The organism is Thermotoga neapolitana DSM 4359 (assembly GCF_000018945.1).
GTDB classification, from domain to species: Bacteria; Thermotogota; Thermotogae; order Thermotogales; family Thermotogaceae; genus Thermotoga; species Thermotoga neapolitana.
Map to the genome: position 1 here is coordinate 167,809 of NC_011978.1, position 26,461 is coordinate 194,269.

Annotated in this window: 25 protein-coding genes, 4 tRNA genes and 1 pseudogene; 27 read left to right on the forward strand and 3 right to left on the reverse strand. The window is 49.1% G+C overall.

All coding sequences use genetic code 11. The features are described 5' to 3' along the window. Window positions 1–55 precede the first annotated feature (55 nt). Genes CTN_RS00855 through CTN_RS00865 form a run of 3 tightly spaced genes read left to right on the forward strand, consistent with a single transcriptional unit; the run spans window position 56 to window position 1,861 of the window. Entirely contained in the window at window positions 56–661 is a 606-nt protein-coding gene (locus tag CTN_RS00855) for a DUF4897 domain-containing protein (protein WP_012895899.1), read from the forward strand. After that, window positions 633–1,367 carry an NAD-dependent protein deacylase gene (locus CTN_RS00860; RefSeq protein ID WP_012645067.1) on the forward strand — a complete coding sequence of 245 codons (735 nt, stop codon included), beginning with the start codon at window positions 633–635 and terminating at the stop codon, window positions 1,365–1,367. Before CTN_RS00855 ends, CTN_RS00860 begins: the two co-directional genes overlap by 29 nt. Further along, window positions 1,364–1,861: a DUF6115 domain-containing protein gene (locus tag CTN_RS00865; RefSeq protein ID WP_012645068.1), complete on the forward strand. Its 498-nt coding sequence runs from the start codon at window positions 1,364–1,366 to the stop codon at window positions 1,859–1,861. The genes CTN_RS00860 and CTN_RS00865 overlap by 4 nt, the downstream gene beginning before the upstream one ends. Here CTN_RS00865 and prmC read toward each other — a convergent pair. Together prmC and CTN_RS00875 are read right to left on the reverse strand one after the other, a co-directional pair. Then, a complete protein-coding gene (prmC, locus tag CTN_RS00870; protein WP_038066362.1) occupies window positions 1,842–2,690 on the reverse strand; it encodes a peptide chain release factor N(5)-glutamine methyltransferase in 849 nt (282 codons plus the stop codon). The genes CTN_RS00865 and prmC overlap by 20 nt on opposite strands. After that, on the reverse strand, window positions 2,639–2,947 hold the full coding sequence (locus CTN_RS00875; protein ID WP_012895895.1) for a metal-sulfur cluster assembly factor: 309 nt from the start codon (window positions 2,945–2,947) through the stop codon (window positions 2,639–2,641). Before CTN_RS00875 ends, prmC begins: the two co-directional genes overlap by 52 nt. A gap of 70 nt (window positions 2,948–3,017) precedes the next feature. Between CTN_RS00875 and CTN_RS00880 the strand changes: the two genes are divergently transcribed. Genes CTN_RS00880 through CTN_RS00895 form a run of 4 tightly spaced genes read left to right on the forward strand, consistent with a single transcriptional unit; the run spans window position 3,018 to window position 5,671 of the window. After that, on the forward strand, window positions 3,018–3,302 hold the full coding sequence (locus tag CTN_RS00880) for a thiamine-binding protein (RefSeq protein WP_012645071.1): 285 nt from the start codon (window positions 3,018–3,020) through the stop codon (window positions 3,300–3,302). After that, on the forward strand, window positions 3,274–4,026 hold the full coding sequence (locus CTN_RS00885; protein ID WP_012645072.1) for an ABC transporter permease: 753 nt from the start codon (window positions 3,274–3,276) through the stop codon (window positions 4,024–4,026). The genes CTN_RS00880 and CTN_RS00885 overlap by 29 nt, the downstream gene beginning before the upstream one ends. Continuing rightward, a complete protein-coding gene (locus CTN_RS00890) occupies window positions 4,023–4,967 on the forward strand; it encodes an ABC transporter substrate-binding protein (protein ID WP_012645073.1) in 945 nt (314 codons plus the stop codon). Before CTN_RS00885 ends, CTN_RS00890 begins: the two co-directional genes overlap by 4 nt. Before the next feature lie 5 nt (window positions 4,968–4,972). After that, complete coding sequence (locus tag CTN_RS00895) at window positions 4,973–5,671, forward strand: ABC transporter ATP-binding protein (protein ID WP_244857361.1); 699 nt, start codon at window positions 4,973–4,975, stop codon at window positions 5,669–5,671. On the opposite strand, the gene CTN_RS00900 is transcribed toward CTN_RS00895, so the two are convergent. After that, entirely contained in the window at window positions 5,655–9,902 is a 4,248-nt protein-coding gene (locus CTN_RS00900; RefSeq protein ID WP_038066458.1) for an acyl-CoA dehydratase activase, read from the reverse strand. The genes CTN_RS00895 and CTN_RS00900 overlap by 17 nt on opposite strands. A 100-nt stretch (window positions 9,903–10,002) precedes the next feature. On the opposite strand from CTN_RS00900, the gene CTN_RS00905 reads away from it, so the two are divergent. The 20 genes and pseudogenes from CTN_RS00905 to CTN_RS01000 all read left to right on the forward strand — a co-directional run bounded on the left by CTN_RS00905 (window position 10,003) and on the right by CTN_RS01000 (window position 26,416). Then, window positions 10,003–10,078: transfer RNA gene (locus tag CTN_RS00905), tRNA-Lys, on the forward strand. A gap of 5 nt (window positions 10,079–10,083) precedes the next feature. Further along, window positions 10,084–10,170, forward strand: a tRNA-Leu gene (locus tag CTN_RS00910). 11 nt (window positions 10,171–10,181) lie between these two features. Further along, window positions 10,182–10,256 (forward strand) — tRNA-Gly (locus CTN_RS00915). Between the two features lie 49 nt (window positions 10,257–10,305). Next, a complete protein-coding gene (locus tag CTN_RS00920) occupies window positions 10,306–11,460 on the forward strand; it encodes a TIGR00529 family membrane protein (protein ID WP_012645076.1) in 1,155 nt (384 codons plus the stop codon). Then, the gene (uvrA, locus tag CTN_RS00925) at window positions 11,457–14,207 is read left to right on the forward strand and encodes an excinuclease ABC subunit UvrA (protein WP_012645077.1); all 2,751 of its coding nucleotides are present in this window, start codon (window positions 11,457–11,459) and stop codon (window positions 14,205–14,207) included. Before CTN_RS00920 ends, uvrA begins: the two co-directional genes overlap by 4 nt. A 20-nt stretch (window positions 14,208–14,227) precedes the next feature. Then, window positions 14,228–14,458, forward strand: coding sequence for a preprotein translocase subunit SecG (gene secG, locus CTN_RS00930; protein ID WP_038066371.1), 231 nt, complete (start codon window positions 14,228–14,230; stop codon window positions 14,456–14,458). A gap of 4 nt (window positions 14,459–14,462) precedes the next feature. Further along, a pseudogene (gene tyrS / locus CTN_RS00935) lies at window positions 14,463–15,669 on the forward strand (tyrosine--tRNA ligase). Between the two features lie 81 nt (window positions 15,670–15,750). Beyond that, window positions 15,751–16,953, forward strand: coding sequence for an outer membrane anchor protein OmpA1 (ompA1, locus tag CTN_RS00940; protein WP_038066374.1), 1,203 nt, complete (start codon window positions 15,751–15,753; stop codon window positions 16,951–16,953). 34 nt (window positions 16,954–16,987) lie between these two features. Continuing rightward, window positions 16,988–18,223, forward strand: a complete 1,236-nt coding sequence (gene ompB, locus CTN_RS00945; RefSeq protein ID WP_012645082.1) for an outer membrane porin OmpB — start codon at window positions 16,988–16,990, stop codon at window positions 18,221–18,223. Between the two features lie 66 nt (window positions 18,224–18,289). After that, window positions 18,290–18,378, forward strand: a tRNA-Ser gene (locus CTN_RS00950). A gap of 38 nt (window positions 18,379–18,416) precedes the next feature. Continuing rightward, window positions 18,417–18,941 carry a cysteine hydrolase family protein gene (locus tag CTN_RS00955; RefSeq protein ID WP_012645084.1) on the forward strand — a complete coding sequence of 175 codons (525 nt, stop codon included), beginning with the start codon at window positions 18,417–18,419 and terminating at the stop codon, window positions 18,939–18,941. Between the two features lie 10 nt (window positions 18,942–18,951). Continuing rightward, window positions 18,952–20,247: a nicotinate phosphoribosyltransferase gene (locus CTN_RS00960; protein WP_038066378.1), complete on the forward strand. Its 1,296-nt coding sequence runs from the start codon at window positions 18,952–18,954 to the stop codon at window positions 20,245–20,247. Between the two features lie 13 nt (window positions 20,248–20,260). Beyond that, window positions 20,261–21,142 (forward strand): pyridoxal 5'-phosphate synthase lyase subunit PdxS, encoded by an 882-nt coding sequence (gene pdxS / locus CTN_RS00965; RefSeq protein ID WP_038066381.1) that lies wholly within the window; start codon window positions 20,261–20,263, stop codon window positions 21,140–21,142. Between the two features lie 3 nt (window positions 21,143–21,145). Beyond that, window positions 21,146–21,712, forward strand: a complete 567-nt coding sequence (gene pdxT / locus CTN_RS00970) for a pyridoxal 5'-phosphate synthase glutaminase subunit PdxT (protein ID WP_012645087.1) — start codon at window positions 21,146–21,148, stop codon at window positions 21,710–21,712. A 1-nt stretch (window position 21,713) separates the two neighbouring features. After that, on the forward strand, window positions 21,714–22,343 hold the full coding sequence (locus CTN_RS00975) for a diguanylate cyclase (RefSeq protein WP_012645088.1): 630 nt from the start codon (window positions 21,714–21,716) through the stop codon (window positions 22,341–22,343). Beyond that, on the forward strand, window positions 22,340–23,374 hold the full coding sequence (locus CTN_RS00980) for a lysylphosphatidylglycerol synthase transmembrane domain-containing protein (protein ID WP_012645089.1): 1,035 nt from the start codon (window positions 22,340–22,342) through the stop codon (window positions 23,372–23,374). Before CTN_RS00975 ends, CTN_RS00980 begins: the two co-directional genes overlap by 4 nt. Then, window positions 23,371–23,988 (forward strand): TIGR03936 family radical SAM-associated protein, encoded by a 618-nt coding sequence (locus tag CTN_RS00985; RefSeq protein WP_012645090.1) that lies wholly within the window; start codon window positions 23,371–23,373, stop codon window positions 23,986–23,988. Before CTN_RS00980 ends, CTN_RS00985 begins: the two co-directional genes overlap by 4 nt. Next, on the forward strand, window positions 23,963–24,331 hold the full coding sequence (locus tag CTN_RS00990; protein WP_012645091.1) for a response regulator: 369 nt from the start codon (window positions 23,963–23,965) through the stop codon (window positions 24,329–24,331). Before CTN_RS00985 ends, CTN_RS00990 begins: the two co-directional genes overlap by 26 nt. Next, window positions 24,324–25,655: a PP2C family protein-serine/threonine phosphatase gene (locus tag CTN_RS00995; RefSeq protein ID WP_012645092.1), complete on the forward strand. Its 1,332-nt coding sequence runs from the start codon at window positions 24,324–24,326 to the stop codon at window positions 25,653–25,655. Before CTN_RS00990 ends, CTN_RS00995 begins: the two co-directional genes overlap by 8 nt. Beyond that, window positions 25,655–26,416: a YebC/PmpR family DNA-binding transcriptional regulator gene (locus tag CTN_RS01000; RefSeq protein WP_038066387.1), complete on the forward strand. Its 762-nt coding sequence runs from the start codon at window positions 25,655–25,657 to the stop codon at window positions 26,414–26,416. Before CTN_RS00995 ends, CTN_RS01000 begins: the two co-directional genes overlap by 1 nt. The last annotated feature ends 45 nt before the right edge of the window (window positions 26,417–26,461 follow it).

The following is a 26,461-nucleotide window of genomic DNA, read 5'->3' on the forward strand; positions in this document are numbered from 1 at the left end:
ATCCCTCCGCTTTCTGTGGTAACATTTATTAAAAAAGAGAAGGAGTGTGAAAACGTTGAGTTCAAAAACCATCTACATTTTGCTCGTGATCATGGTGGTCTTCATGCTCGTGGAGTTTCTTTTTTTCTTCCTGGGAGGACGAGCTCCCTTTGAAATAGTATACTACAAGAGCACGATGGAGTACGATTATTCTGGAAATGCGACGTTTACCACGAACGCGAAGCTGTATTTCAAAGACGAAAAGAAAAAGGAAGAGTACAAGGCAAACTACGCCTCCGCCTCCAAAGAGGGACTGAATGAGTATTTCTCTCAGGTCAGCAAAGAGGTCGGAAGAGAGATAATCCCGCTGGACTACGAGGTGAGTGTTAGCGACTCTGGAGGCATGCTTGAGGTCACAGAGACCACTCTTCTGAAGGGCGCTGCACAGTTGAACGGTGATGTTCTGGACACGAGCATGGGAAGTCTCACACTGAACGTGCCAGGAGAGACAGAGATCGTTATGAAGCTGCCGGAAGACGCCACGGTGATATCGATCTTCCCCACTCCAACCGAGAGGGAAAACAACGTTCTGATATGGAGACCGAAGGAACCAATGAGATTTCCAAGCGTCATCTTCAAGAGGGTGACGGAGAATGAAGGAGTTTCTGAAACTGCTGAATGAATCCAGACTCACAGTTGTGCTCACAGGAGCCGGAATAAGTACCCCAAGTGGTATTCCCGACTTCAGAGGGCCACAGGGTATATACAGAAAGTACCCGCAGAACGTCTTCGATATAGACTTCTTCTACTCTCACCCTGAAAAATTCTATGAGTTCGCAAAAGAGGGTATCTTCCCCATGCTGGAAGCAAAACCAAACCCTGCACACGTTCTGCTGGCAAAACTGGAAGAGCGGGGACTCATAGAGGCCGTTATCACACAGAACATAGACAGACTCCATCAGAAAGCAGGAAGCAAAAAGGTCATAGAACTTCATGGAAACGTCGAAGAGTACTACTGCACAAGATGTGGAAAGGAATACACGGTGAAAGACGTTATGGAAAAACTCGAAAAAGACAGCGTTCCAAGGTGCGACGATTGTTCAGGCCTGATCAGACCAAACATCGTGTTCTTTGGAGAGGCATTACCTCAGAACGCCCTGAACGAGGCAATCCGCCTTTCATCGAAAGCCAATCTGATGATCGTGATGGGATCCTCTCTGGTCGTGTATCCGGCTGCCGAACTTCCCCTCATAACCGTTCGCGGTGGAGGAAAACTGGTCATCGTGAACATGGGAGAAACTCCGCTTGATGATCTGGCCACTCTGAAGTACAATATGGATGTTGTCGAGTTCGCCAACAATGTAATGAAAGAGGGAGGAATTTCATGAGTTTTCTCGATTACCTTGTAGTCCTATCGACACTGGGTACGGTGGTTTTTTCATGGACTTACCTTCTTCTTGGAAGGGAAAACGGTCAGAGAGAGCTGGACAGAGAGGAAATCGAAGAAAGAATAATGGAACTCATGGGAAAGTTTCGTTACATGTCTGCAAACAGGCTGGAACTACTTGAGAGAAAAACCCAGGAGATCAGAAGACTCATAGCAGAGGCGAACACCGCCATGTCGAAGTTGATGGTGAAAATGTCGGAGATGGAACGGCTGGAACTTTCCAAGGTGGAAATCACCGAAGAGAAAACCGTGAGAGAAGAACAAAAAACACAGAAAGAACCTGAAGACGACACAGAGAAGGATGCCGGTATAGAGAAAAAGATCGTCTCCATGTACGACAGAGGATTTTCTGAGATAGACATCGCCAAAAAACTCGGTGTCACGGTGGGGGAGGTCAGGCTGATCCTGCAGCTTTTCAAGAGGAACGTCGGTTGATATGAAGAAAACGATACCTGCCCGATGTGTCTTTGAGGAAGGCTGCCCCCGGTACGATCTTTTTTAACTCTTCCACCTGGTCTTCTCCTATCTCCATGAGAACGATCTTTCCTTCCGTACTGTACCTTCTGAAGAACTCTCTGTAGAAGTCAAGTCCGTCCTCGCCGGCAAAGAGGGCTTCTGAAGGCTCGAAAAGAACGTCCTGTGGAAGTCTGGCACTCATTTTTACATAAGGAGGATTGGAAAGGATCATCTCCATTTTCTCGTAATCTTTTTCGAACGGCTCCAGAAATCTTCCCCGCTTCACCACGAATCGATCCAGAACGCCGTGTCTTTTCGCGTTTTTCAGAGAAACTTCCACCGCCTTTTCGGAGATATCCGTTGCAAAAACGATTGCCCCAGAAAATTTCGCAATGCTCACTCCAATCGCACCACTTCCAGTTCCCACGTCGGCAACCACCCTTAAGCCGTATCTTTTGATCAGATCGAGTGCCATCTCAACGAGTTCTTCCGTTTCCGGCCTTGGAATGAACACACCCTCTTCCACGAAAAAAGAAAGTCCCATGAACTCCTTTTCTCCAAGGATGTAATGGAGAGGGTATCCATTTGCTCTTTTTTCCACCAGTTCTTTGATGATACTCTTTTCTTTTTCAGAAACGATGATGTCTTTTGTGACAACGTCTTCTTTTCTCACTCCAAGAACCTTTGCCGCTATCAGAATAGCCTCCAGAACTGGATTTTCTGCCACGTTCTTTAACTCAGAAGAAAGTTCTCTGATCAGATCCCAAACTTTTCTCTCAACTCCGGTGACATTCTCTCTGGCGTCCATGGCGGATCGAAGGTGAGCTCCACCTCCACGTTTCCAACGCCCTCTATCTTTTTTATGGCCTCTTCCGCGTCGGAGAGGATCATACCTGCCAGAGGGCACATGGGAGTCGTCATCGTCATGAGCACCTTCACGTTGTTCTGGTCATCGATCTGGATATCGTACACCAGGCCCAGACTCACCACGTCCAGTCCCAGTTCAAAATCTATCACGTTTTTCAGAGCGTTCAGAACGTCTTCTTTTGTCACCTTTTTTGGCATACACATCCCTCCCGGTTCCATTATACTATGATACAATTAAAATTAGAAGAACCAAATTGGGGGTGGCAGTGTGCCGAAGGTTACAGTTTCCATAAAAGTAGTACCTGCCGTGGAAGATGGAAGACTCCACGAGGTGATCGACAGAGCCATAGAAAAAATAGCATCGTGGGGCATGAAGTACGAAGTGGGACCATCCAGCACAACGGTGGAGGGAGATTTCGACGAGATCATGGATCGAGTGAAAGAACTCGCAAGATACCTTGAAAATTTTACAAAGAGGTTCGTTCTCCAGCTCGACGTGGACTACAGATCTGGAGGTATCACCATTGAGGAGAAAGTATCGAAGTACCGCTAAGTGGATCTTTCTGGTTGCCACTCTGGTCGTGTGGGAGTTCTCGAATGTACCGCAGTATCTTCTCCCAAAGCCGTCCTCCATCGTCTCCCAGATGATCTCACAGTGGAGAATACTGCTCGTTCACAGTCTGTACACCATAGCTGAGTCCCTCTCTGGTCTTGCAATCGGTCTTGTGATCGGTGTGGGACTCGCTGTGCTAATGGACACTTTCCAGTTCATCAGAGAGATACTCTATCCCGTGTTGATCGTTTCACAGGCAATTCCCATAGTCGCCGTGGCACCGCTTGTGGTCATCTGGTTCGGACTTGGAATCGGAACGAAGGTGGGTGTTGTGGCTTTCGTGACACTCTTTCCCGTGGCTCTCAACACCCTGGAAGGATTCAGAACGATAGATCCGGACGCACTGGACCTTTTCAGGGTGATGAAGGCAACCAGAACACAGATCTACAGATACCTGATAATACCCCACACGCTTCCTTACGTTTTCTCCGGGCTCAAGATATCCGCCACCTACGCCGTGGTCTCCGCCGTCATAGGTGAGTGGCTTGGTGCAGAGAAGGGACTTGGAATCTACATGATCAGAGCCATGAACACGTTCAGAGCAGACAGACTCTTTGTTTCCATCGTGATAGTGGTGATCCTGAGTGTGGCCGTGTTCAAGATGGTGGATCTACTTTCAAGAAGATTCACGCCGTGGTTTGAGGAAAGGAGGATGGTAACATGAAGAAGATACTGGTGCTTCTCTTTCTGATTCCCCTCGTCCTTTTCGCAGAGGAAGTAACGGTTGTTCTGGACTGGTATCCAAACACGAATCACACGGGACTCTACGTTGCCAAAGACCTTGGATACTACGAAGAAGAAGGTCTGAACGTGGAGATCGTACAACCCTCCAGGCTTACGGCGGAACAAATCGTGGCCAGCGGAAAAGCAGAATTCGGTGTCAGTTACCAGGAGGCGGTCACTCTCGCCCGGGGAGAGGGGCTTCCCATCGTCTCAATAGCCGCAGTAATACAGCATAACACATCGGGATTTGCATGGCTGAAGAGTGAAGGCATAAAGAGCGTGAAAGACTGGGAAGGAAAAAAATACGGAACGTGGGGATCTCCCATAGAAAGAGCAACGATAGAGTACATCATGAAAAAATACGGTGCTGATCCTTCGAAGGTGATCTTCGTGAACGTTGGACAGATGGACTTCTTCGCCGGGACCCTGAACGACGTGTTCGATTTCGCCTGGATCTTCTACGGGTGGGACGGTGTTGCAAGCAAGGTGAAAGGAATAGAGATAGAATTCCTCCCGCTTCGGGAGATAGACGAGGTCTTCGACTACTACACACCCGTTCTCATAACGAGTGAATCCCTGATAGAGAAGAATCCGGACCTTGTGAGAAGATTTCTGAGAGCGACGGCAAGGGGCTACGAATACGCCATTCAGCATCCTGTCGAGGCTGCAAAGATTCTGCTCAAATACGCTCCGGAACTCGATGAAAAGATAGTTGTCGAATCTCAAAAGTACCTCGCCGGCCAGTACAGGGCAGACGCCGAAAAGTGGGGATACCAGAAAGAAGAGGTGTGGAGGAGATACGCGGAATGGCTTCATTCGACGGGCTTTTTGAAGGAAATGATAGACGTGACGAAGGCCTTCACGAACGAATTTCTCCCGTGATCTCGGTGAGGAACCTGAAAGTTCGATACGGTGATCTTCAGGTGGTGGAGGATCTCTCCCTGGATCTTTTCGAGGGAGAGATCCTCTCTCTTGTTGGACCTTCTGGTTGTGGTAAGACTACCATCGTGAAGGCCATTCTCGGTCTCATCCCGTATGAAGGAAACGTGTTGATCTCCACATCCAGTGTGGGATACTGCCCTCAAAAAGACGTACTCTTCGACTGGATGACGGTTTACGAAAACGCCGCCCTTCCGCTCATTCTGAGGGGCAAAAAAGCTACAGAGAACGTGAAAGAACTGATCGAAAGGTTCGGCCTTTCGGGCTTCGAAGACAAACGTCCTTATCAGCTGAGTGGAGGTATGAGACAGAGACTTTCGGTCCTCAGGGCCGTGCTTTCGGGGAAAGACCTCCTGGTACTGGACGAGCCCTTCTCATCGGTCGACGCGTACACGAGAAAGAAACTTCAGATATGGCTTTCAGAAGAGATACACAGAATGAAAAGCTCTGCCATACTGATCACACACGACGTGGAGGAAGCCGTGTTTCTCTCCGACAGGATACTGGTCCTTTCCCCACGACCCACGAAGGTATTGAGGGAGATCCTGGTACCATTTCCAAAACCGAGAACGCTCGAAGTGCTCTCGGATCCACTCTTTTCTGAGTTAGAAAAGAAGATTCTGGAGATCCTCATGAATCAACTCTGATCTTCTCCGAAGCACTCTCTGAAAATTCCTCCACAACACCCAGGCCGTCGATCACACCGTTGAGGTAGTTTCTCAGGCGTCTCACCTGGAACATGAAGGCTTCTAACTTACTCTGAACGGTAGGAGTGAATGGGTTTCCGTCGGACTCTATGTGTATCACCGGAAGGTCTCCAAACTCTTCCAGCACTTTCTTAATCTTCCCCTTTGCCTTGTGTTTCAACTCTTCCAATCCTCTCTTCACAATTGCTTCTGCTATTCTGCTCGGCATACAGCCGAACGGTCCGATGGAGATGATACCATCGTAATGTTCCACTATTTCGTGGAGAATCGTGCCGATCGTGAGGATCGCTTCACCCGTGAGCCTTGGGTTCAGGTAGTCCCTGGCGGATCTGACGATTTCCCTTATGTTCACCATGTGACCTCTGTAAAAGCCCGTTTTTTCCATGATCCTTTTCACTCGCTTCTCTATGTACCTTTTCACCAGCACCTCTATGCGTTTTTTCAGTCTGTCCATTCCTGTGGAGTCCGGCGAGATCAACCTGTTCAGGAAGAGATAATCCGTGTAGTAGATCCATTCGTGAACGGGGGAGATGTGCATGACGATGCCGTTCTTTTCCATGAGTTCTTCCAGGTTCTTCCTGGAAAATTCATCCCTTCTGACGTATATTTCACCTGTCAGAAGCACCCTGGGAGCGTGTTCGTAGTCCACTCTCTTTTCAACACCCGAGAGTATCTCTGCAACTTTCTCGAGCGTTTTGAAGAACTTTCGAAGAGGATCGTTCGCCAGACTGAGCAGTATCTTTTCTTTGCAGCCCTCCACAACCTTCCTTGCTTCTTCTCTATCCTTTGCAAGCGTCATAACACCCCGTTCCACATCGAAGAAGACGTCCGATACAACCACCGCAAGCCAGGCCCTTATCCTGAAGGCGGTCCCCAGACCAGCGTAAGCGTTCTCCGAGTTGAGTCCAAAGAGCGTTACGTTCTCCACGTTGTTTCTGTCCAGCCACAGGTTCATGAATACGCTGTATTGTCCAAATCTGCATGGCCCCATCGTCTCTGGCATGAAGTAGAGAACGATTTCGTCCCGATTCGCCTTCTCTTTCACGTACTTTATGAGACTTCCAAGGGTGAGCTGAAGAGGCAGACACTCCTTCGACAGAGAGTTCCCCCTTCCGAGCTTGAACTCCTCCACATCCGGTGGTGGACATACATCGGATCTGACACCATAGTATCTGAACGCTGCAGAAAGACACTGAGAACCGAACTGTCCCATCGAAGGAAAGACGACCTTCACACGCTCGTCGTCGAGCGTTTTTCTCTTTCCATCCGGCGTGATGATGTAGAGTCTGTCCTTTTCCAGAACGGTGTAGGGTCTTTTCACCGGACTTTTTCCTTCTTCTTTTTTCTTCAGTTTGAGGTAACTTCTCACTATATCGATGAACGCCTCCACTCTTGTCTCCACACCCGCATCCGCCGTGTGACTGTCGAGTTCCAGCACCAGGGAAGGCTTCTTCCCCATGATGTCTCTGAAGTAGGAGATGATGAAAGAATCTGGTCCACAGCTGAAGTTGGTGATGTAGACACCGAAGAGTTTTGGGTGCTTTTCGACGAATCGGGCTGCCTTCAGTATCATCTCTCCCCAGGACCAGTACATGTTCCTGTAACCATCTTCTTTTTCGAAGGGAAGAGAGTCGAAGTTTATGATGGGTATTCCGCGGGTGGCGAACTTTTCTGGAATTCCCATGTTTGCATCGGAAGAAAACGCGTTGTAGGACCTTCCAAAGAGAACGACTCCAAACTCTGAACTCTCAAGGACTTTCAAAAAATCGTTCCACTGCTTTTTTATCGACTCGAACCTTTCACGAAAGACCGCCTGGGCTTTTTCGAAGGCTCTTTCCCCTTCTTCTCTCGATTTTCCTAGCTTTTCTGCCAGTTTGAGGAACTGTTCTCTCTCATCTCCACGTGAAAAGTCAAAATACTCCGTCACGAGCTTTTCTTTCAAAGACGGAAAGGCCGATGAAAGCCAGTCCGCTTCACTCTGAACGAAGGGACAGAAAACGTTGTAGTTCTCGGAATTTTCCACCTTTATCCCACGTATTCTGGGAACGAAGATCAAATCCGGATTTTTCGAAAGAAGGTCGTACATGTATCCATGGGAGAGTTCCACCGGGAAACAGAACTCGGAGTTCTTCATTTCCCAGCCACGTCTGTCGGATTTTTCAGGAACGATCACCTCGAATCCCAGTTCCTCCAAAAATGTGTAGAACAGAGGAAAGAGGTTGTTCATCGCAAGAGATCTGCTCAGACCGATCGTCTTCGATGAACCTTTTACGTGTTCGAAATCGAAGATGTACCTTTCTCTTTTTTTCACGAAATTGTACTTCGTGCTGTCGACGTTCAGGTGTCTCACCACGTTTTCGTACCTGTTGCAGGCACCACCGAAGGGGAACCTCTTTCCATCGATCTCTATGATCCTGATTTCACACTTTCTGTCACACTTTTCTTTTCCACCAGGGCAGATGAACGTTCCTCTGTATTTGACCTCTCTGGATATCAACTCTTTCAGATCGAATTCTTTCTCCTTCAAAAATCCAAGTTCCAGATTCTCTTTGGTGAGGAGTGCTACGCCGTAGGCACCCATCAGGCCGGGATGAGGGGGAACCACGATCTTTTTTCCGACGAGGGCGGCCATGGCAACGGGAACGGCTCTGTTGTAGCAGACTCCGCCTTGCATGAAGATCTTCTTCCCAACGGGTCTGTTTCCTTTTACCCTGTTCAGATAGTTCATGCACACAGAGTACACAAGCCCTGCGCAGATGTCCTCTTTGGAGATACCTTCGTTCACAGCAGTTTTGACATCGCTTCCTATGAAAGCAGCACACTGGTCGCTGAAGTTCGGTGGGTTTTCACCCTTCATGGCGAGGTCCCCGATCTCCGTGTAATGAACCCTCAAAGATTCCCCTGCAGCTTCCTCGAGGAAGGATCCCGTTCCGGCAGAGCACGCCTCGTTCATGGCATAATCGGTGGGCACACCGTTCACCAGATAAGTGTATTTCGCATCCTGACCGCCTATTTCGAAGATGGTGTCCACTTCCGGATCGAAGTGGGCCGCCGCCCTGGCATGGGCCATGATCTCGTTGTAGACGGCATCGGTCTGTGAGTAAAGTCCCACGATCTTTCTTCCAGAACCTGTAACACCCAGACCGATTATCCTCACCCTGGTTCCGTTCAACTGTTCGAGGATCGAGGTGTAACACTGTCGTGCCGCCCTTATGGGATCACCGAGGGTTCTCAGATACACACCGGCGAGAATGGCGTTGTCCTTGTACCTCATCAGAACTGCCTTCGTGGTGGTCGATCCAACGTCTATTCCCAGAATACACACATCACCATCTTTTGCTTCCTGAAAGGGCATCTCCTTGAACTCCACCAGATGAGCGTACTTTCTCAGGGGCTCATGCGTGGGAAAGCTGGATCTTTTTTCTTCCTTTATCACGAAAGTGCGCTTTGTTTCGATCCTGTTTGCGATTCCCCAGAGATACGCCCCGAACGCTTCGAAGAACAGGGCTTCCTCGGGAACAACAACGTCGAGAAATCTTCTCAGGTGCTTCAGCATGAGTCTGTTCCTGGTCGTACCCCCAACAAGCAGGATCTTTTTCACGTTCGCCTTGTGTGCAAGTTCGACGATTTTGTCGGCCATCACCTTTCCAAGACCGTTCAGAACCAATTCTTTTGGCACTCCCTTGTTCAGAGCGTGTGTGCAGTCGCTTTTGCAGAAGACCGTACATCTGGAGGAGAGTTCGTAATACTCTTCCACGTTCACCCTGTTTGCTTCCTCGAGGGAGATCCCCATTCTCTGAAGTTGTTGCAGGAAAAACTCACCCGTGCCCGAGGCACACTTGCTACCCGTGTATATACCCGTTATGATTCCCTTCTCGTTCACCCTGTAGAGTACGGTGTTTTCCCCTCCCGCACTGACTATGGCCTCCACCCGACCGTATTTCTCCATAAGGTGTCTGTAGGCGACCTCCGTTGCTTCAGCCTCAGAAATCTGAGGAAGATCTATCACTTCTCTTGTTTTGCGCCCGGTGAGGACAACGGGACCTTTTTCGAGGAAGGTGGGTATCATGGAAGAAAGGAGTGCAAGCGGGTCTCCGTTGTGGGGAAGATTGCCCTTCCCGCTTTTGCTGTAGAAAGATACGCTCGAGGATCCAACGCACACACCGGTCATTGGCATCACCTCTTTGTTGGATATTTTAACACCAAAAGATTTCATCCTCAACTTTTCCCCCTTGAAATCCTCTGCAGTCTGTGATATCATTTGTACCGGCGACCCGGTAGCTCAGCAGGCAGAGCACCTGACTTTTAATCAGGGGGTCGTGGGTTCGAATCCCACCCGGGTCACCAGTGGTGCGAGAGTGGCGGAACTGGCAGACGCGCTGGACTTAGAATCCAGTGGGCTGAAGCCCGTGTGGGTTCAAGTCCCACCTCTCGCACCAGGATAGAGCAGGCGGGTGTAGCTCAGTGGTAGAGCACCAGCTTGCCAAGCTGGGGGTCGCGGGTTCGAATCCCGTCGCCCGCTCCAGAGAAGAGAAGGGGGATATCCCCTTCTTCTTTTTCTTTGATGGAGGTCGATGCAGTTGTACACCTTCTCCGTGGTGACCTCTCTGATAACGATCGTTATCACTCAGAGAATCCTGAAAAAACTCTCCCTTTCCCTCCTGTCCGGAGTGGTCGTCCTGTTTCTCATACTGAGAATTTCCAGCGTGGTTGAAATTGCACTGCGTGTTCTGACATCTTCTTCGTTCTGGTCTCTTCTGTCGACTGTGTTTCTGATCTATCTTCTTTCTGGTATGATGGAATCATCCGGTGATTACAGGAAATTCTCTAAAGAGATGAGAAACATCTTCTCCAAAAACGTGGATTCGTTCGTTCCTGCTCTCATCGGACTCATGCCGATGCCAGGTGGTGCACTTTTCACCGCCCCAATGGTGAAAAACTCCCTTCCAGATGAAAGTCCCCTGAGACTTGCCGTCAAAAACTACTGGTTCAGACACACGATAGAATTCTTCTGGCCCATATACCCTGCAGTGGTACTCGTGTCAGAACTTTCCGGTGTTCATGTGAACAGTGTTTCTTTAAAACTGTTTCCTGTTTTTGCACTCGCCTTCACAACAGGCTGGTTGTTCTTCAACGGAAAGCAGGTGCCATATCTGTCGAAGCCACGCTCCATTTCCAACCTTGTTGTGCTTTTTCCCATCACCGGAACTGGCCTTATGATTCTGGCGTTCCGGGTACCGGGCTGGCTCGCCCTCCTTTTGAACACAGCAGGATACACCGTCTTCAGAAGAAAGTTCTTTCTGAGTGCTCTGAAAAGCACCCTCAGAAAATGGGATGTTTTCGTTGTGCTCTTTCTTGTTTACTGTTACAAGGTTGCGATCGACACCATGAACGTGGGAGAAAAAATCGCCCATGAGTTTCTGGAATGGCACATCTCTCCGTTTCTTCTTCTCTTTTTTCTTCCCTTCGTATCCGGTGTCTCCACAGGAATAACACAGGCGGCGGTCGGTATTTCTCTTCCCGTTGTTCTCAGTATGTTTAGCAAGGAGTACGCTATATACACCTACATGTTCGCTGTGGGTGGTGTTATACTGTCTCCGGTTCATCTCTGTGTGGTTCTTTCCGCGAAGTTCTTCAGAGTCGATGTGTTTGAAATTCTCAGAAGGGTCTTTTTCCCACTGGCGCTCACTCTGGTCTTTGGTGCCCTCATCCTGGGGGTGATCACGTGAACGAGATCGTCGTGAGAGGGGCAAGGGTGCACAACCTGAAGAACATAACGGTGAGGATACCGAAGAACAAACTCGTCGTCATAACGGGACTTTCGGGTTCGGGGAAGTCATCTCTTGCGATGGACACCATATACGCAGAGGGACAGAGAAGGTACCTGGAGTCCCTTTCCACGTACGCAAGACAGTTCCTCGGCGAACTCAAAAGACCGGATGTGGACGAAATAGAAGGACTCTCCCCCGCCATCGCCATAGATCAGAAGACGGTCTCGCACAACCCCAGATCCACGGTGGGAACGGTGACGGAGATCTACGATTACCTGAGAGTTCTCTATGCCAGAATAGGAAAAGCGCACTGTCCTGAGTGCGGCAGGCCGCTCGAGAAGAAAAGTGTCGACGAAATCCTTCAGGATCTGTTCAACTCGTTCAGAGAGGGAAGTCGAATCTACATCCTCGCTCCCATCGCAACGGAGAAGAAGGGAACCTTCAAGAAGGAAATCGAGGAGTTCGCCTCGAAGGGTTTCACAAGAGTTGAGATAGACGGGGAAATGTACAGACTCGAAGAGGTGCCCGAACTTGACAAAAACAGAAGGCACACGGTGAAACTGGTGGTCGATAGATTGACTCTGGAAAGCAAGAATGAGCACAGAATACTGGACAGTCTGGAACTTGCGATGAGAGAAGGAAAGGGCTTTGTGGAAGTCAGAAACGTGGACTCTGGAGAGAGCAGAACCTTCAGCGAAAACCTCATGTGCCCCGTGTGTGGAATCGGCTTTCCTGAGATCACGCCGAAACTGTTTTCGTTCAACAGCCCGTACGGAGCGTGTCCCAACTGCCATGGACTCGGTTTCACGTTCGAGGTGGACCCGTCACTTGTGGTGGATGAAGAAAGAAGCGTGCTGGATGGTGCGATCATCCCCTACAGATGGGACAGGAGACTCTCGAGGTGGGTGGCAAGGGAGCTGGAAAGAAGAGGTTTTTCCGCAGAGGTTCCCTTCAAAAACCTCCCCGAAGAGGCGAAGAAGTTTGTGTTGTACGGCGATGATCACTTCGAAGGAGTGGTACCGAAGGTTGAAAGATGGCACAGGGAAACCGAGTCTTCCGAAATGAAAGAGTGGCTGGAGAAAAACTTCGTCGTTCAGAGAACGTGTTCTCTCTGTGGTGGAAAGAGACTGAACAGAGAGGCCCTCTCTGTGAGAATAAATGGCCTGAACATACACGAGTTCACCGAGCTTTCCATCGAAGAGGAACTGGCGTTTCTGAAAAATCTGAAACTCACAGAAAGAGAGCAAAAGATCGCTGGAGAACTTTTAAACGAGATCGAAAAGAGACTTGAGTTCCTCATGGACGTTGGCCTTGGGTATCTGAACCTCTCAAGATCCGCCACCACTCTTTCGGGTGGAGAATCCCAGAGAATAAGACTTGCAACGCAGATAGGATCCGGTCTTACGGGGGTCATATACGTCCTCGACGAACCCACGATCGGCCTCCACCCGAGAGATACAGAGAGGCTGGTGAGGACCCTGAAGAAACTCAGAGACCTCGGAAACACGGTTATCGTGGTAGAACACGACGAAGAGGTGATCAAGAGCGCCGATTACATAGTGGATATTGGACCGGGTGGGGGTGCAAACGGGGGACGTGTGGTGTTTCAGGGCAGCGTGGAGGAACTGATCAAAAACTCAAACGGTTCTTTGACCGGAGAGTACCTCTCCGGGAAGAAAAAAATCCCTCACAGAGGAGTAAGACGACGTCCCTACGGATTTCTCAAACTGAGAGGTGTTCGTCACAACAACCTGAAGAACATAGACGTTGAGATTCCCCTTGGAGTCTTTGTCTGTGTGACCGGAGTTTCTGGATCGGGAAAGTCTTCTCTTGTCATGGAAACGCTTTATCCTGCCCTCATGAACGTTCTTCACGGAGCAAAGCTCCCGGTCGGCGAGTTCGACTCCCTGGAGGGCGTTGAGAACATAGACAAAGTGATCGCGATAGATCAATCACCGATCGGAAGGACTCCAAGGAGCAATCCTGCGACCTACACGAAGGTGTTCGATGAGATACGCACCCTCTTTGCAATGACGCCCGCAGCAAAAGCTCGTGGCTACACGAAGAGCAGGTTCAGTTTCAACCTGAAGGGAGGAAGATGCGAGGCCTGTCAAGGCCAGGGTTACGTGAAGATAGAGATGCTCTTTCTTCCAGACGTTTACGTGGAGTGCGATGTTTGCAAAGGAAAAAGATACAACAAAGAAACCCTTGAGGTGACGTACAGGGGAAAGAACATTTCTGATATACTCGATATGACGGTGGATGAAGCACTGGAATTTTTCAAGAATGTTCCTCCTATAAGGAGGACTCTTCAGGTTCTTCACGATGTGGGGCTCGGTTACATAAAACTCGGCCAGCCCGCAACAACGCTATCAGGCGGGGAGGCACAGAGGATAAAACTCGCGTCTGAGTTGAGAAAGAAAGACACGGGAAGAACGCTCTACATACTCGACGAGCCAACGGTAGGACTCCATTTTGAAGACGTGAGAAAACTCGTGGAAGTCCTTCACAGACTCGTTGACAGGGGTAACACGGTTGTGGTCATAGAACACAACCTCGATGTAATAAAGAACGCAGACCACATCATAGATCTCGGACCTGAGGGAGGAAAAGAAGGAGGGCGCATCGTGGCGACCGGTACTCCCGAAGAGGTGGCAGAAAATCCCTCTTCCCACACCGGAAGATTCCTGAAAGCTGTGTTATAATGCCTGGGGAGGTGCTGTGGATGAAGACGTTTTTCCTCATCGTTCACACCATCATAAGTGTAGCCCTCATCTACATGGTCCAGGTGCAGATGTCGAAGTTCTCAGAACTCGGTGGGGCCTTTGGAAGCGGTGGGCTTCACACCGTTTTTGGAAGAAAGAGAGGCCTCGACACCGGAGGAAAGATCACACTCGTTCTCTCTGTACTCTTTTTCATCTCCTGCGTGATAACAGCGTTCGTTCTGACGAGGTGATGGGATGACTCCGGAGGAACAGGTGAAGATCCTTAAAAGGAACGTGGTCGATCTCGTCAGTGAGGAAGAACTCCTCGACAGAATAAGAAGAAAAGGAAAACTCCGTGTGAAACTCGGTGTTGATCCCTCGCGGCCAGATCTTCACCTTGGCCACGCCGTTGTGCTCAGAAAACTGAGGGAATTTCAGGATCTGGGGCACACGGTCGTTCTCATCATAGGAGACTTCACGGCCAGAATCGGAGATCCGTCGGGAAGAAACGAAACACGGCCCATGCTGACGAAGGAAGAAGTGCTCGAGAACGCAAAGACTTACCAGGAACAGGCTTTCAAGATACTCGATCCTGAAAGAACAGAACTTCGTTTCAACGGCGAATGGCTCGATCGGATGACTTTCGCCGACGTGATCGTTCTCGCCTCCAAGTACACGGTGGCGAGGATGCTCGAAAGAGACGACTTCGCCAGAAGGTTCAGGGAAGGCATCCCCATCACCATATCGGAGTTTCTGTACCCCCTGGCGCAGGCCTACGACTCCGTTGCGATCCAGGCAGACGTGGAACTGGGAGGTACCGATCAGCTCTTCAACCTCCTGGTCGGAAGGAAGATCCAGGAAGAGTACGGACAGGAGCCACAGATTGTCATGACGATGCCGATCATCGAAGGAACGGATGGAAAACTCAAGATGAGCAAAAGTTATGGAAACTACATCGCGTTCAACGACACACCAGAAGACATGTACGGAAAACTCATGTCCATACCCGATGAACTCATCATAAAGTACATGAGGCTCCTCACGGACATTCCAGAAGAGCAGATTGAAGAATACGAAAGAAAGATGAAAGAGGGAAAGATCAATCCAAGGGATGTGAAGATGGTTCTTGCCTACGAGATCACGCGTTTCTTCCATGGTGAAGAGAACGCAAAAAAGGCTCAAGAACACTTCGTGAAGGTCTTTCAGAGGAAAGAGCTCCCGGATGAAATGCCCGTTGTTGAACTTTCCCAGGAGATGAACATCGTTGATCTTCTGGTGAAGATAGGAGCGGTCTCCAGCAGAAGTGAGGCGAAAAGGCTCATCTCACAGGGCGGCGTTTACCTGGACGGCGAGAGGGTGGAGGACATAAAATTCATCGTAAAGCCCGACGGCGAGAGGGTTTTGAGGGTTGGAAAGAAAAAATTCTACAGGATTTCCTGAAACGGAGACAAAAAAACTTTAGAAAACCCTTGAATTTGCTTTGGTCATGATGGTATAATCACCACAGGATTTAACGTAATCAATGTGAAGGGAGGTTTGTCCCATGAAGAGAGTTCTTCTTGCCATCACCGTGATTTCGGTTTTCTTCTCAGCGGCTTTTGCATTCTTCCCTGATGTTCCAAAGGATCACTGGGCCTACGAGTACGTCTGGAAACTCTGGCAGAGGGGTATCTTCATAGGCTATCCCGATGGTGAATTCAAAGGGGACAGGTACATCACCAGGTACGAAGCCGCCACGGCCGTGAGCAGGCTCCTCGATTTCATCGAACAGAAGATGCTCTCAGGAGTCTCTGGAAACCTAACCCAGGTCGTTGGAAACCTTTCGGACAAGTACATGGCTCTCGAAGAAAGAGTGAACAGCCTGGAAAGTGTCCTTGACACCCTGGCAGCCCAGATAGGCACCACCCAGGTCAACGTCAAAGAAACAGAAAGAGAAATCCTCGCCAAGATCGACTCTGCGAAGGAAGAACTCGAGGCAAAGTTCGAAGAAGAGATCTCTCTGAACAGGGAAGTTGTGAACAACGTGGGTCTCAGACTCGGAAACCTCGCAAGAGACTATGAGAGGTACAAGGAAAGCGTTGACACAAAGATAGCCGAAGTGAACGACAAACTCGCCGCCCTCGAGAAAGACCTTGGAAACAAACTCGCCGATCTCAAGGCCATGGTTGATCTCCACGAGAAAGACATCATAAACATCTACAACAAGATCTCCTCCGTGAACGAGGAACTCAACAAGAAGATTTCCGCAACGGAAGAGAAACTCTCCAGAAGAGACGAAGAGATCTCTGCAATGGTGGAACTTCACGAAAAGGACATCATAAACATCTACAACAAGATCTCCACACTCAACGAAGATCTAAACAAAAAAATACTTGACACGAAGGCCGAACTTTCTGCTAAAATAGAGTCACAGGAAAAGACACTGAACATGGTCTATACAAAACTCCTCGACGTGGAAAACAAACTCAGCGGTGAGATCGAATCTCTCAAAGAAAAGGACGCAGAGATTCAGAAGACGGTAGATCTTCACGAACAGGACATCATCAACCTGTATGGCAAAACATCTTCTCTTGAAGAAGACCTCAACATGAAGTACAACGAGACCAATGAAAGGATCGATCAGGTGAAGGCAGAACTCGAAAGCAAGATCGAAAGTGTGAAGGCCTACAACAGAAATCTCAGCATACTCACAGGTGCGTTCTTTGGAATTCTCGGTCTCATTCTGCTTGCAATCAGTGGTAAATAACTCAAAATTTCATTCTGAGGGGAGGTAAGATGTTATGAAGAAGTTGCTCGCTCTTTTCCTGGTACTGGGTCTTTTAGTCACAGCAGCGTTTGCCTACGAGGACGTTGTGAAAGTTAACGTCTCCGGTACTGGCTACTTCAAAGCGATCCTGGACGAAGAAGGTATCGACCTTGAAGGTGGAATCAGTGATCTCTCCGTGTCTCTTTCTCCAAGCTCTGGAAGCGTGACGGCACCTGCCACCATCACAGCAGAGTTTTCCATTGATATCCTTGGTAAAACCGCTTCTCTCAGCAAAATCTCCGTCACAACGGACTTGTTTGACTTGACCTACTACAACTCTGATATCTACGGGGACGGTTACGTGTTCTACTACGTGGGAGACAGAACCCTTGAATTCACGCCAAACCTTGGTCTTGAAGGAATCTCTCTGACTGTCTACTTCGCAGACATCGTTTCTGAAACAGACACTGACAACGCTACAAACGACACCAACAACTACTTTGACGACGCTGTTGCTCTGAAAGTAGGAGTCACAAACCTTGACCTTCTTGATGCAACACTCTTTGGAGCATTTTATGACACTGATACAGACGTTGCTACAAGCGCTTACGGCTACGCAGCTCACCTGAATCTCACCGGAAAAGACATTCTTGAAGGCCTCAGTGTGAACCTTGCCTACGCTTACGAAGCAACGGCTTCTTACCTGGTTGAGGCAGCCTACAGCAAGTCCTTTGAAATGGATCCTGTCACTCTGACCGTGTCCCCATACTTTGTCTACTCTGAAGGTGCTCCCACATACTACGACGATGATTCTGTTGATGGCGATGGCTGGACAGCACCCTGGGGTTCCAAACTTGCGAAAGCAGACCTCAAGGCAGAGGCTGGTGTCACAGATGAAGTCACGTTCAGTGCGGAACTCACCCCGACGTACGATCTTGCTGCCAACTCCTTCAGTCTGCCTGTCACTCTTACACTTGCCTACGCTTCCGACATCGCAAGTGCGAACGTGAAGGCTTCCTGGAGCGACGCGGTGGCAGCTGCCACTGACGTTACCATCGATGCCGACCTGACGGTCACCGCTGTTGAGAACCTCACAGTCAAAGCAGCGGCAAGATACCTGGTTGCCACCAACGAGCTTGGTTACAACGTTGATACCAGCTACGTCTACGGTCCTCTCACAACAGGATTCTTCTTCGGAACACTGTTCGACGATACAATCCACGACTACTTCACGTGGTACCTCTACCTGAAAGCAGAAGTTGAATTCTAATCCCACCACCACGAATCAGCCCCCGGCGCTTGCCGGGGGTTTTGTTTTGTTGTATAATTTAGAACTGGAGGCGTGTCCGAACTGGCTAAGGAGCCGGTCTTGAAAACCGGTGGGCCGGAAGGCCCGTGTGGGTTCGAGTCCCACCGCCTCCGCCAGCCCCACACGGGGCTTTTCTTTTTAAGGGGGTGAAAACGTGAGGGCGCTCCTTGTGATAGATCTTCAGAGAGACTTCGTCGACAGAGGCGGTGCCCTCTACTTTGAAGGTGCAGAGAAGGTGATCGATCCCATCCTCAGGTGGGTTGAGGACTTCAAGAAGGAAAACCTTCCCATCATCACCACCCAGGACTGGCACGATCCGAACGACAAAGAATTTGACATCTGGCCAAAGCATTGTGTCGCAGACACAGACGGTGCAAGACTCACAGAAAAACTGGAGAAGGCCCTGAAAGATTATCCCCACCATTTCTCCGTGAGGAAGAACCGCTACAGCGCTTTTCACAACACAGATCTGGAGAAGATAATAAAGGAAAAACACATAAACGAAATGTACGTGTGTGGTGTTGTAACCCACATATGCGTTCTCTTCACAGTGGAAGAGTTGAGGAACCGGGACATCCCTGTTAAAATAATCACTGAAGGTGTGGCGTCATACGACGAGGAACTGCATCGGTTCGCCCTGAGGGAAATGAAAGAGATCCTGGGAGCAGAACTCATCTGAGGTGATCGCTGTGAAAAGACTCAGTCCAGAGGTCTTCAAGGTTCCTATCGATCGAATCAGAAACGGATATTACTCGGACATATACTTCATGAACTACGTGAAGGTTCTGAAAAGAGACAACCGTCATCCACGGGTGTACTATCAGTTCTTTCCAAGAAAAGACGCCGTCGTCTGCGGTATAGACGAGGCGCTTGCCATACTGAAGTTCTGCACCGGATACTACAGAGACGAAGAAAAGGCAAGAAAGCTCTTCGAAGAGATACTGAGTATAGACAGAGAAATGCAGGCCGCCTCGGTAGAGATGGACGTTCAGAGGATCGTTGAACTCACCAGAAAGAAGTGGGATCTCAGGCTAAAACTGAACGATCTGTGGGTGGACAAATGGGACGAAATAGAGGTGCACGCCCTCTACGACGGTGAAGAGGCAAAAGAAGGAGAACCGATCATGACGATAGAGGGAGATCCAACCTACTTTGGATACCTTGAGACGGTTCTTCTCGGTGTGATCGCAAGGGCAACCAGCACGGCAACGGCCGTCAGGAAAGTTGTGAAAGCAGCGAGGGGAAAACCCGTTCTTTTCTTCAGCGCCCGCTTTGATCACTACTGGGTTCAGGCAACAGATGGCTATGCAGCACTCAAGGCAGGGGCTTTTGGTGTTTCAACGGACGCGAACGCAGACTACTGGGGTGTCAAGTCCATGGGAACGATGCCTCACGCACTGATCGCATGTTACAACGGGAAAACAGAAGATGCCGCCATCGCCTTCGACAAACACATGGAGGAAGACGTGAACAGAATCATACTCGTGGACTGGGACAACGATGTGATAGGAACCACCTTCCGTGTGATAAAGGCTTTCTATGAGTACGTCATGAAAAAGCCATTCAAACTGGGAGTAACGGACCCATCACCTATCATAGGTCCCGGAAAGAACAGAATCTGGGGAGTGAGGTTCGACACGGCGGGTAATCTGAGAGACAAATCGGTGATCCCGAAGGATGAGTCTTCCTTCGGGGTGTGCCCGGAACTCGTCTGGAGGGCAAGACAGGAGTTCGATAAAGTGGGACTCAAAGACCTGAAGATCGTCGTCTCAGGTGGTTTCGATGAGAAGAAGATAGATCTATTCGAAAGATTGGGGGTACCGGCAGACGCGTACGGTGTTGGTTCTCGCCTGCTGAGGGAGAAGGTGGATATCACGGCAGACATCGTTGAAGTCAATGGAAGACACTGCGCAAAGGTGGGAAGATACAAGATAGAAAATCCCAGATTGAAAAAAGTGGGGAAACGCTACTGGGAGGAAGAGTGAGGAGGTGAATGGAATGGAAATCAAAAAGGGTACCTGGATCATAAAGAAGGGTTTTGCGGAGATGTTCAAAGGCGGTGTCATCATGGACGTCACCACCGCTGAACAGGCGAAGATAGCAGAGGAAGCGGGAGCGGTCGCTGTCATGGCGCTCGAGAGGGTACCTGCGGACATCAGAAAAGAGGGCGGAGTTGCAAGGATGGCCAGCATAGCAAAGATCAGGGAGATCATGGAAGCAGTTTCCATACCCGTCATGGCGAAGGTGAGGATCGGCCACATCGCAGAAGCGAAGATCCTCGAGGAACTCGGAGTGGATTTCATCGACGAGTCCGAAGTACTCACACCTGCCGATGACAGGTTCCACATAAACAAACACGAGTTCAAAGTGCCCTTTGTCTGCGGTGCAAGAGACCTGGGAGAGGCATTGAGAAGGATAGCAGAGGGTGCTGCGATGATCAGAACCAAGGGTGAGGCAGGAACGGGAAATGTCGTTGAAGCGGTGAAGCACATGAGAAGGATGATGGAACAGATAAAGCAGGTGACGAAGATGGAAGACGAAGAACTCGTTGCGTACGGAAAAGAGATAGGTGCTCCGGTGGAGCTTCTGAGAGAGGTGAAGAGACTCGGAAGGCTCCCCGTTGTGAACTTTGCAGCGGGAGGCGTGGCAACACCGGCGGACGCTGCCCTCATGATGATGCTCGGAGCAGACGGGGTCTTCGTGGGTTCTGGTATCTTCAAGTCGAAGGACCCCAGGAAGATGGCGAAGGCAATGGTTCTTGCCGTGACCTACTGGGACAACCCGAAGATACTCCTCAAGATCTCTGAAGACATAGGAGAGCCCATGAGAGGACTCGATGTGGAAGAACTCGAAGTGAGAATGCAGGAGAGAGGGTGGTAAGGAATGAAAATCGGTGTTCTTGGGGTTCAGGGAGATGTCAGAGAACACGTGGAGGCGCTCCACAAACTCGGTGTTGAAACGCTGATTGTGAAACTCCCGGAGCACCTTGACATGGTCGATGGGTTGATACTCCCCGGTGGAGAATCCACCACCATGATTCGCATCCTCAAAGAGATGAACATGGATGAAAAACTGGTGGAGAAGATAAACGACGGCCTTCCTGTCTTTGCAACGTGCGCTGGCGTCATACTCCTTGCAAAGCGCATCAACAACTACAAACAGGAAAAACTGGGTGTTCTGGATGTCACCGTGGAAAGAAACGCCTATGGAAGACAGGTGGAAAGTTTCGAGACCTTCATCGAAATACCAGCAATAGGAAAAGATCCGTTCAGGGCGATCTTCATAAGAGCCCCGAGAATCGTGGAAACCGGCCGGAGTGTGGAAATCCTCGCTTACCACGAAGGTGATCCTGTTCTTGTAAAAGAGGGAAAGATTCTGGCGAGCACATTTCATCCTGAACTCACTGACGACCTGAGGCTCCACAGATACTTCCTGGAGATGGTGAAGTGATATGAAGGTGAGGATCGATCTGGAAGACGAAACGCTCAGGGAAAGACTGGAAAAAATCGTCCAGGAAGCGGGATTTCTGATAAACGAAACGGCCGATCTGATCATCACCGACAGGCCAGAAGACGGCGGAAAACAGAAGGTGCTGATCGCCAGATCCCTTCCGGAAGATATCCCGGAGGATGTTCTGGATGTGATCGATCCAGGTCTTCCAGATTTTCTCCTGAGAAGAAGATTTGAGATGATAAAGACGTACCTGAAGTTTCCACGGGGCATCCTCAGTTATCTCGAAGAAGAGTTCGAAAAGGCCAGAAGGTACGATTTCCCTCTTTCAGTCATATACCTGTTCTTTGAAGACGAAAAAACGGCAGAGCGTGTTTATGAGAGTATCCGGGAGGTTCTTAGATCGTCCGACAGGATCGATTTTGTGAGAAAGAACGAACTGATGATCGTTCTTCCAGGAACCACAAAAGAAGGGGTAGAAAGGCTCCTCAAAAGGCTGAAGCGAAAGCTTCTCAGGCTCGACTGGACAAAACAAACCTTCTTCGAGTACGGAACGGCACAGGTTGAAGACTGGATGGAAACCGTCGAGGATCTACTCGCATCCCTGGAGATTTCCATGAGGAGGTTGTGAGGGATCTGAGTAAAAAAGAGTGGATAAACATCATCCTTGCGCTGGTATTCGGTTTTGTTGCGGTTTTTTTCATATTCAGAGGAATCGATCCCAGAGAATTCTTTGAATACTTCCGCCCACAGTCACTGCTTCACATTCTTCTTCTGTGTGGGATATTTCTTTTTTCAATACTGATAGACTCTGCGAGGATGAAGTGGCTGTTTTCTTTTGTATGGGAGAAACACCTTTCGCTCTACGATGCATTTTTCAACAACTACATGAGTTTTCTTTTCAGTATGCTCACTCCCTTTTACTTCGGTGGGCAGGTCTTTCAAACATACCATCTTTCAAGGCTCGGCTTTGAATCTGAACACAACGTAAATGTGATCCTTTCAAGGTTCGTAGAGTACCTCATTTCCATCGCTATTCTTTCTACAATAGGACTTTTGAGATACAGGGATCTGTTCCTGTCGGGAACGCTGATGGCACCGAAGTTGATCTTCCTTGCCTATCTTGTGAGTGTGTCTTTCATCGGAGTTGTGATACTTTCACTCGTTCATCCTCCCCTCATCGCTCACCTGTTCGGGTTGTTGAAAAAAGCAAGATGGATGGATTCCATGATAAAAAGGTTCACAAAGAAAGAAGACTGGGACAGCCGCTTTCTGGAATGGACCCACGATCTGAAAGAGAGCGTTAAAATCCTGTGGAAGAGTGGCTTCATGCTCCTTGACTTTCCTCTCACACTGTTTTCCCTTCTTGTTCAGAGTTTTGCCCTCTATCTGGCAATTCGATTCAATTCCGGAAACATCGGCTTTTTTGACGCAACGGGACTTCTTTTCTTTCTCAGCATGGTTGTGTTCTACGTACCAACACCGGGGGCAAGCGGTGGTGTGGAGACCGTCTATCAGATCGTATTCAGCAAGATACTCGGATCTCCCGGTAAGACACTCGCATCGGTGCTGACCTGGAGGTTGTCCACCTACTATCTTCCCATCTTCATAGGTCTTGTCTTTCTGATGTTCTACAGATACCCGAAGGAAGTGAAAAAGTGAAGGTCGTTCTCAGATTCAAAAAGAGGGGAATGAAGAGATTTCTGTCCACCCTCGAATCCATAAAACTTGTGGAACGCTCACTCAGACGTGCCGATCTTCCTCTAGTGTTCACCGAGGGATTTCATCCAAAACCGAAGATGAGCCTTCTCGATGCCATGCCGGTTGGAGTGGTGAACCTTGCGTTCTACGTGGAAGTTCACCTGAAAGATTTTTCAGGAAAACATCTGAAAGATCTCGAAAGCACTCTTCCAGAAGATTTCCCCCTTTCAGGTGCGTGGATATGTGAAGAAAGCATAAACAAACTCGTCGCGTTCTATCGCTTCAAACTCATCACACCGTATTTTATAGATTTTCAGAACAAAAGAGTTGAAAAGAAGGGAAAGGAGATCCAGTTCAGAGAGAGTGTGGTTGATTTTGAGATTCTCAAAGCAAAAGATTATTACATTTTCAGGTATACTCAAAAGAGGGAAAATCTTTTGAACCCCCTGTTTCTTGTTGAGAAAGATTCGTTTTTCGTCGCAATATGCGAAGAAGCACTCACTGGGGAGGGGGAAGAACTTTCCTCTTTTCTTGAGAGGAGGGGAACACGTGTCAAAGAAGGTTCTCCTGGTTGATGATTCTGCCGTTTTAAGAAAGATCGTGTCCTTCAACCTGAAAAAAGCAGGTTGTGAAGTAATAGAGGCAGAAAACGGTCAGATAGCCCTTGAAAAGCTCTCCGAGTTCACACCGGACCTGATAGTGCTCGACATCATGATGCCCGTCATGGACGGTTTCACCGTCCTGAAGAAGCTTCAGGAGAAAGAAGAGTGGAAAAAGATTCCGGTCATCGTTCTCACGGCAAAAGGTGGCGAAGACGACGAAACGATCGCCCTCTCTCTTGGAGCGAAGAAGGTCATGAGAAAGCCCTTCAGCCCCTCCCAGTTCATTGAGGAGGTGAAGCGCCTATTAAATGAATGAAAGGGACATCTGCAGAAGGATCTCGGAGATACTCGGCATCGATTATGACTGCACAAGGGGTATCGACGAACTTTTGAAGATCCTGGAGTACGAAATAAACGAGTACAAGAAGAGCCTGGAAGAGCAGACCATTTTCATGGAGGCCCAACTAGAGGAACTCTCGCGCTCTTATGAAGAGATCTCGACGCTCCTTGAGATATCCGAGATATTCGGTGGGTTTGAGTTTCCAATGAACCTTCGTGAGAAACTGGAGAAGGTTATACCACTTCTCAAGAAGGTGGTGAAGTTCAAAGACTACATCGTCAGGGTTGAGGATCTGAGCATAGGGAACATGAGTCACGAGGAAGTGGAGCGGGAGATAGAGGAAAGAGAGAAAACCGTCCTGATAGAACCCGGTGAATCAAAGAAGTTTTCGAACCTTCTGTTTGTTCCCATTATCGGCAACAGATACTACGGGTACATGTGCTTCTCCGGAAAAGAAGAGGGAATCGTGTTCACCGCGAGCGACAGGAGGATAACGGAGGTCACATCGAGATACATAGCAAACGCACTGGACAGAATAGATTTTCTGCAGAAAGAGATCGAACGTCAAAGACTGGAAGAACAGATGGAAATCGCAAGACGGATACAGTCCGAACTTCTCCCACGGGAACTTCCCAGAACAGGATTCATCGATATAACAGCCTGTTCTAGACCGGCAGTTCAGGTGGGTGGTGACTACTACGATGTCTTCGCCAGTGATGGAAAGGTTCTTGCCGTCATGGGAGATGTAGCTGGAAAAAGTGTTCCGGCTGCTCTTCTCATGAGTGCCGTGAGGAGTTACCTGAAAGTTTTAAGCACCTCGCATTCCGATCTGGAAGATCTGGTGAACCACCTGAACAGTATACTCTGTGAAGATCTTTCGAACGATCGTTTCGTGACGATGGTTTTCCTTGAAATCTTTCAGAACGGAACGTTGAATCTGGTGAATGCAGGTCACAACCCCGTTTATTTTCTTCACGATGGAGAGATAGTGAAACTCGAAGCCTCGGCGATACCGATCGGTATAGCAGAGTGGAACTACAGAAGGCATACCATTCAACTGAAACCGAACACCTTCATAGTGGTCTATACGGATGGAATAACCGAAGCGAGGAACACCCTCGGAGAAGAGTACGGTTACGAGAGGCTTGAAGAAACGCTCAGAGAGTACAACGGAGACAGTGCCGAAGATCTTCTTTCCAAACTTAAAAAGAGTGTGGAAGAGTTTTCGAAGGATGTGCCCCAGCACGATGACATGACGATTATGGTGTTAAAATATAAAGGACAGCAGGAGGTGGAATGATGTCGGGTCACAACAAGTGGGCCAACATAAAGCACAGGAAGATGGCCCAGGATGCGAAGAAATCGAAGATCTTCACAAAACTGATCAGAGAGATCATAGTTGCAGCAAGGGAAGGAGGAGGAAACCCGGAAACGAACCCGAGGTTGAGGGCGGCAATCGAAAGGGCAAGAGCCGAAAACATGCCCAAAGAGAACATCGAAAAAGCCATAAAAAGAGGTACAGGAGAACTTGAAGGTGTGGATTACCAGGAAGTGGTCTATGAAGGTTACGCTCCAGGAGGTGTGGCCGTCTACATCAGGGCACTCACGGATAACAAGAACAGAACAGCACAGGAGCTGAGGCATCTGTTCAGCAAGCACGGCGGAAGTCTTGCAGAGAGTGGCTCTGTCAGCTGGATCTTCGAAAGGAAAGGAGTCATAGAGATCGCAAAAGACAAAGTGAAGGATCTGGAAGAACTCATGATGCTGGCCATCGATGCCGGTGCAGAGGATATAAAAGACACCGAAGACCCCATTCAGATAATCACGGCTCCAGAGGATCTTTCCGAGGTGAAAAGACAACTGGAAGAGGCCGGCTACGAAGTGGATGCCAAAGTCACTTTCATACCGAAGAACACGGTGAGAGTCACAGGAAAAGACGCTGAAAAGGTGCTGGAACTTCTCAACGCACTGGAAGACATGGACGATGTACAGGAAGTGTACTCGAACTTCGAAATGGACGACAAGGAAATGGAGGAGATACTTTCCAGGCTGGAAGGCTGACGATTCTTTTTCTCTTATTACCTGTTATTCTCTTTTCTGGATTCT

What these genes read in the sequence shown, in the direction of transcription:
- CTN_RS00860 (WP_012645067.1), top strand. Translation starts at nt 633, where the DNA reads ATGAAGGAGTTTCTGAAACTGCTGAATGAATCCAGACTCACAGTTGTG.
- CTN_RS00865 (WP_012645068.1), top strand. Translation starts at nt 1,364, where the DNA reads ATGAGTTTTCTCGATTACCTTGTAGTCCTATCGACACTGGGTACGGTG.
- prmC (WP_038066362.1), bottom strand. Translation starts at nt 2,690, where the DNA reads ATGGACGCCAGAGAGAATGTCACCGGAGTTGAGAGAAAAGTTTGGGAT.
- CTN_RS00875 (WP_012895895.1), bottom strand. Translation starts at nt 2,947, where the DNA reads ATGCCAAAAAAGGTGACAAAAGAAGACGTTCTGAACGCTCTGAAAAAC.
- CTN_RS00890 (WP_012645073.1), top strand. Translation starts at nt 4,023, where the DNA reads ATGAAGAAGATACTGGTGCTTCTCTTTCTGATTCCCCTCGTCCTTTTC.
- CTN_RS00900 (WP_038066458.1), bottom strand. Translation starts at nt 9,902, where the DNA reads ATGACCGGTGTGTGCGTTGGATCCTCGAGCGTATCTTTCTACAGCAAA.
- CTN_RS00920 (WP_012645076.1), top strand. Translation starts at nt 10,306, where the DNA reads ATGCAGTTGTACACCTTCTCCGTGGTGACCTCTCTGATAACGATCGTT.
- secG (WP_038066371.1), top strand. Translation starts at nt 14,228, where the DNA reads ATGAAGACGTTTTTCCTCATCGTTCACACCATCATAAGTGTAGCCCTC.
- ompA1 (WP_038066374.1), top strand. Translation starts at nt 15,751, where the DNA reads ATGAAGAGAGTTCTTCTTGCCATCACCGTGATTTCGGTTTTCTTCTCA.
- ompB (WP_012645082.1), top strand. Translation starts at nt 16,988, where the DNA reads ATGAAGAAGTTGCTCGCTCTTTTCCTGGTACTGGGTCTTTTAGTCACA.
- pdxS (WP_038066381.1), top strand. Translation starts at nt 20,261, where the DNA reads ATGGAAATCAAAAAGGGTACCTGGATCATAAAGAAGGGTTTTGCGGAG.
- pdxT (WP_012645087.1), top strand. Translation starts at nt 21,146, where the DNA reads ATGAAAATCGGTGTTCTTGGGGTTCAGGGAGATGTCAGAGAACACGTG.
- CTN_RS00975 (WP_012645088.1), top strand. Translation starts at nt 21,714, where the DNA reads ATGAAGGTGAGGATCGATCTGGAAGACGAAACGCTCAGGGAAAGACTG.
- CTN_RS00995 (WP_012645092.1), top strand. Translation starts at nt 24,324, where the DNA reads ATGAATGAAAGGGACATCTGCAGAAGGATCTCGGAGATACTCGGCATC.
- CTN_RS01000 (WP_038066387.1), top strand. Translation starts at nt 25,655, where the DNA reads ATGTCGGGTCACAACAAGTGGGCCAACATAAAGCACAGGAAGATGGCC.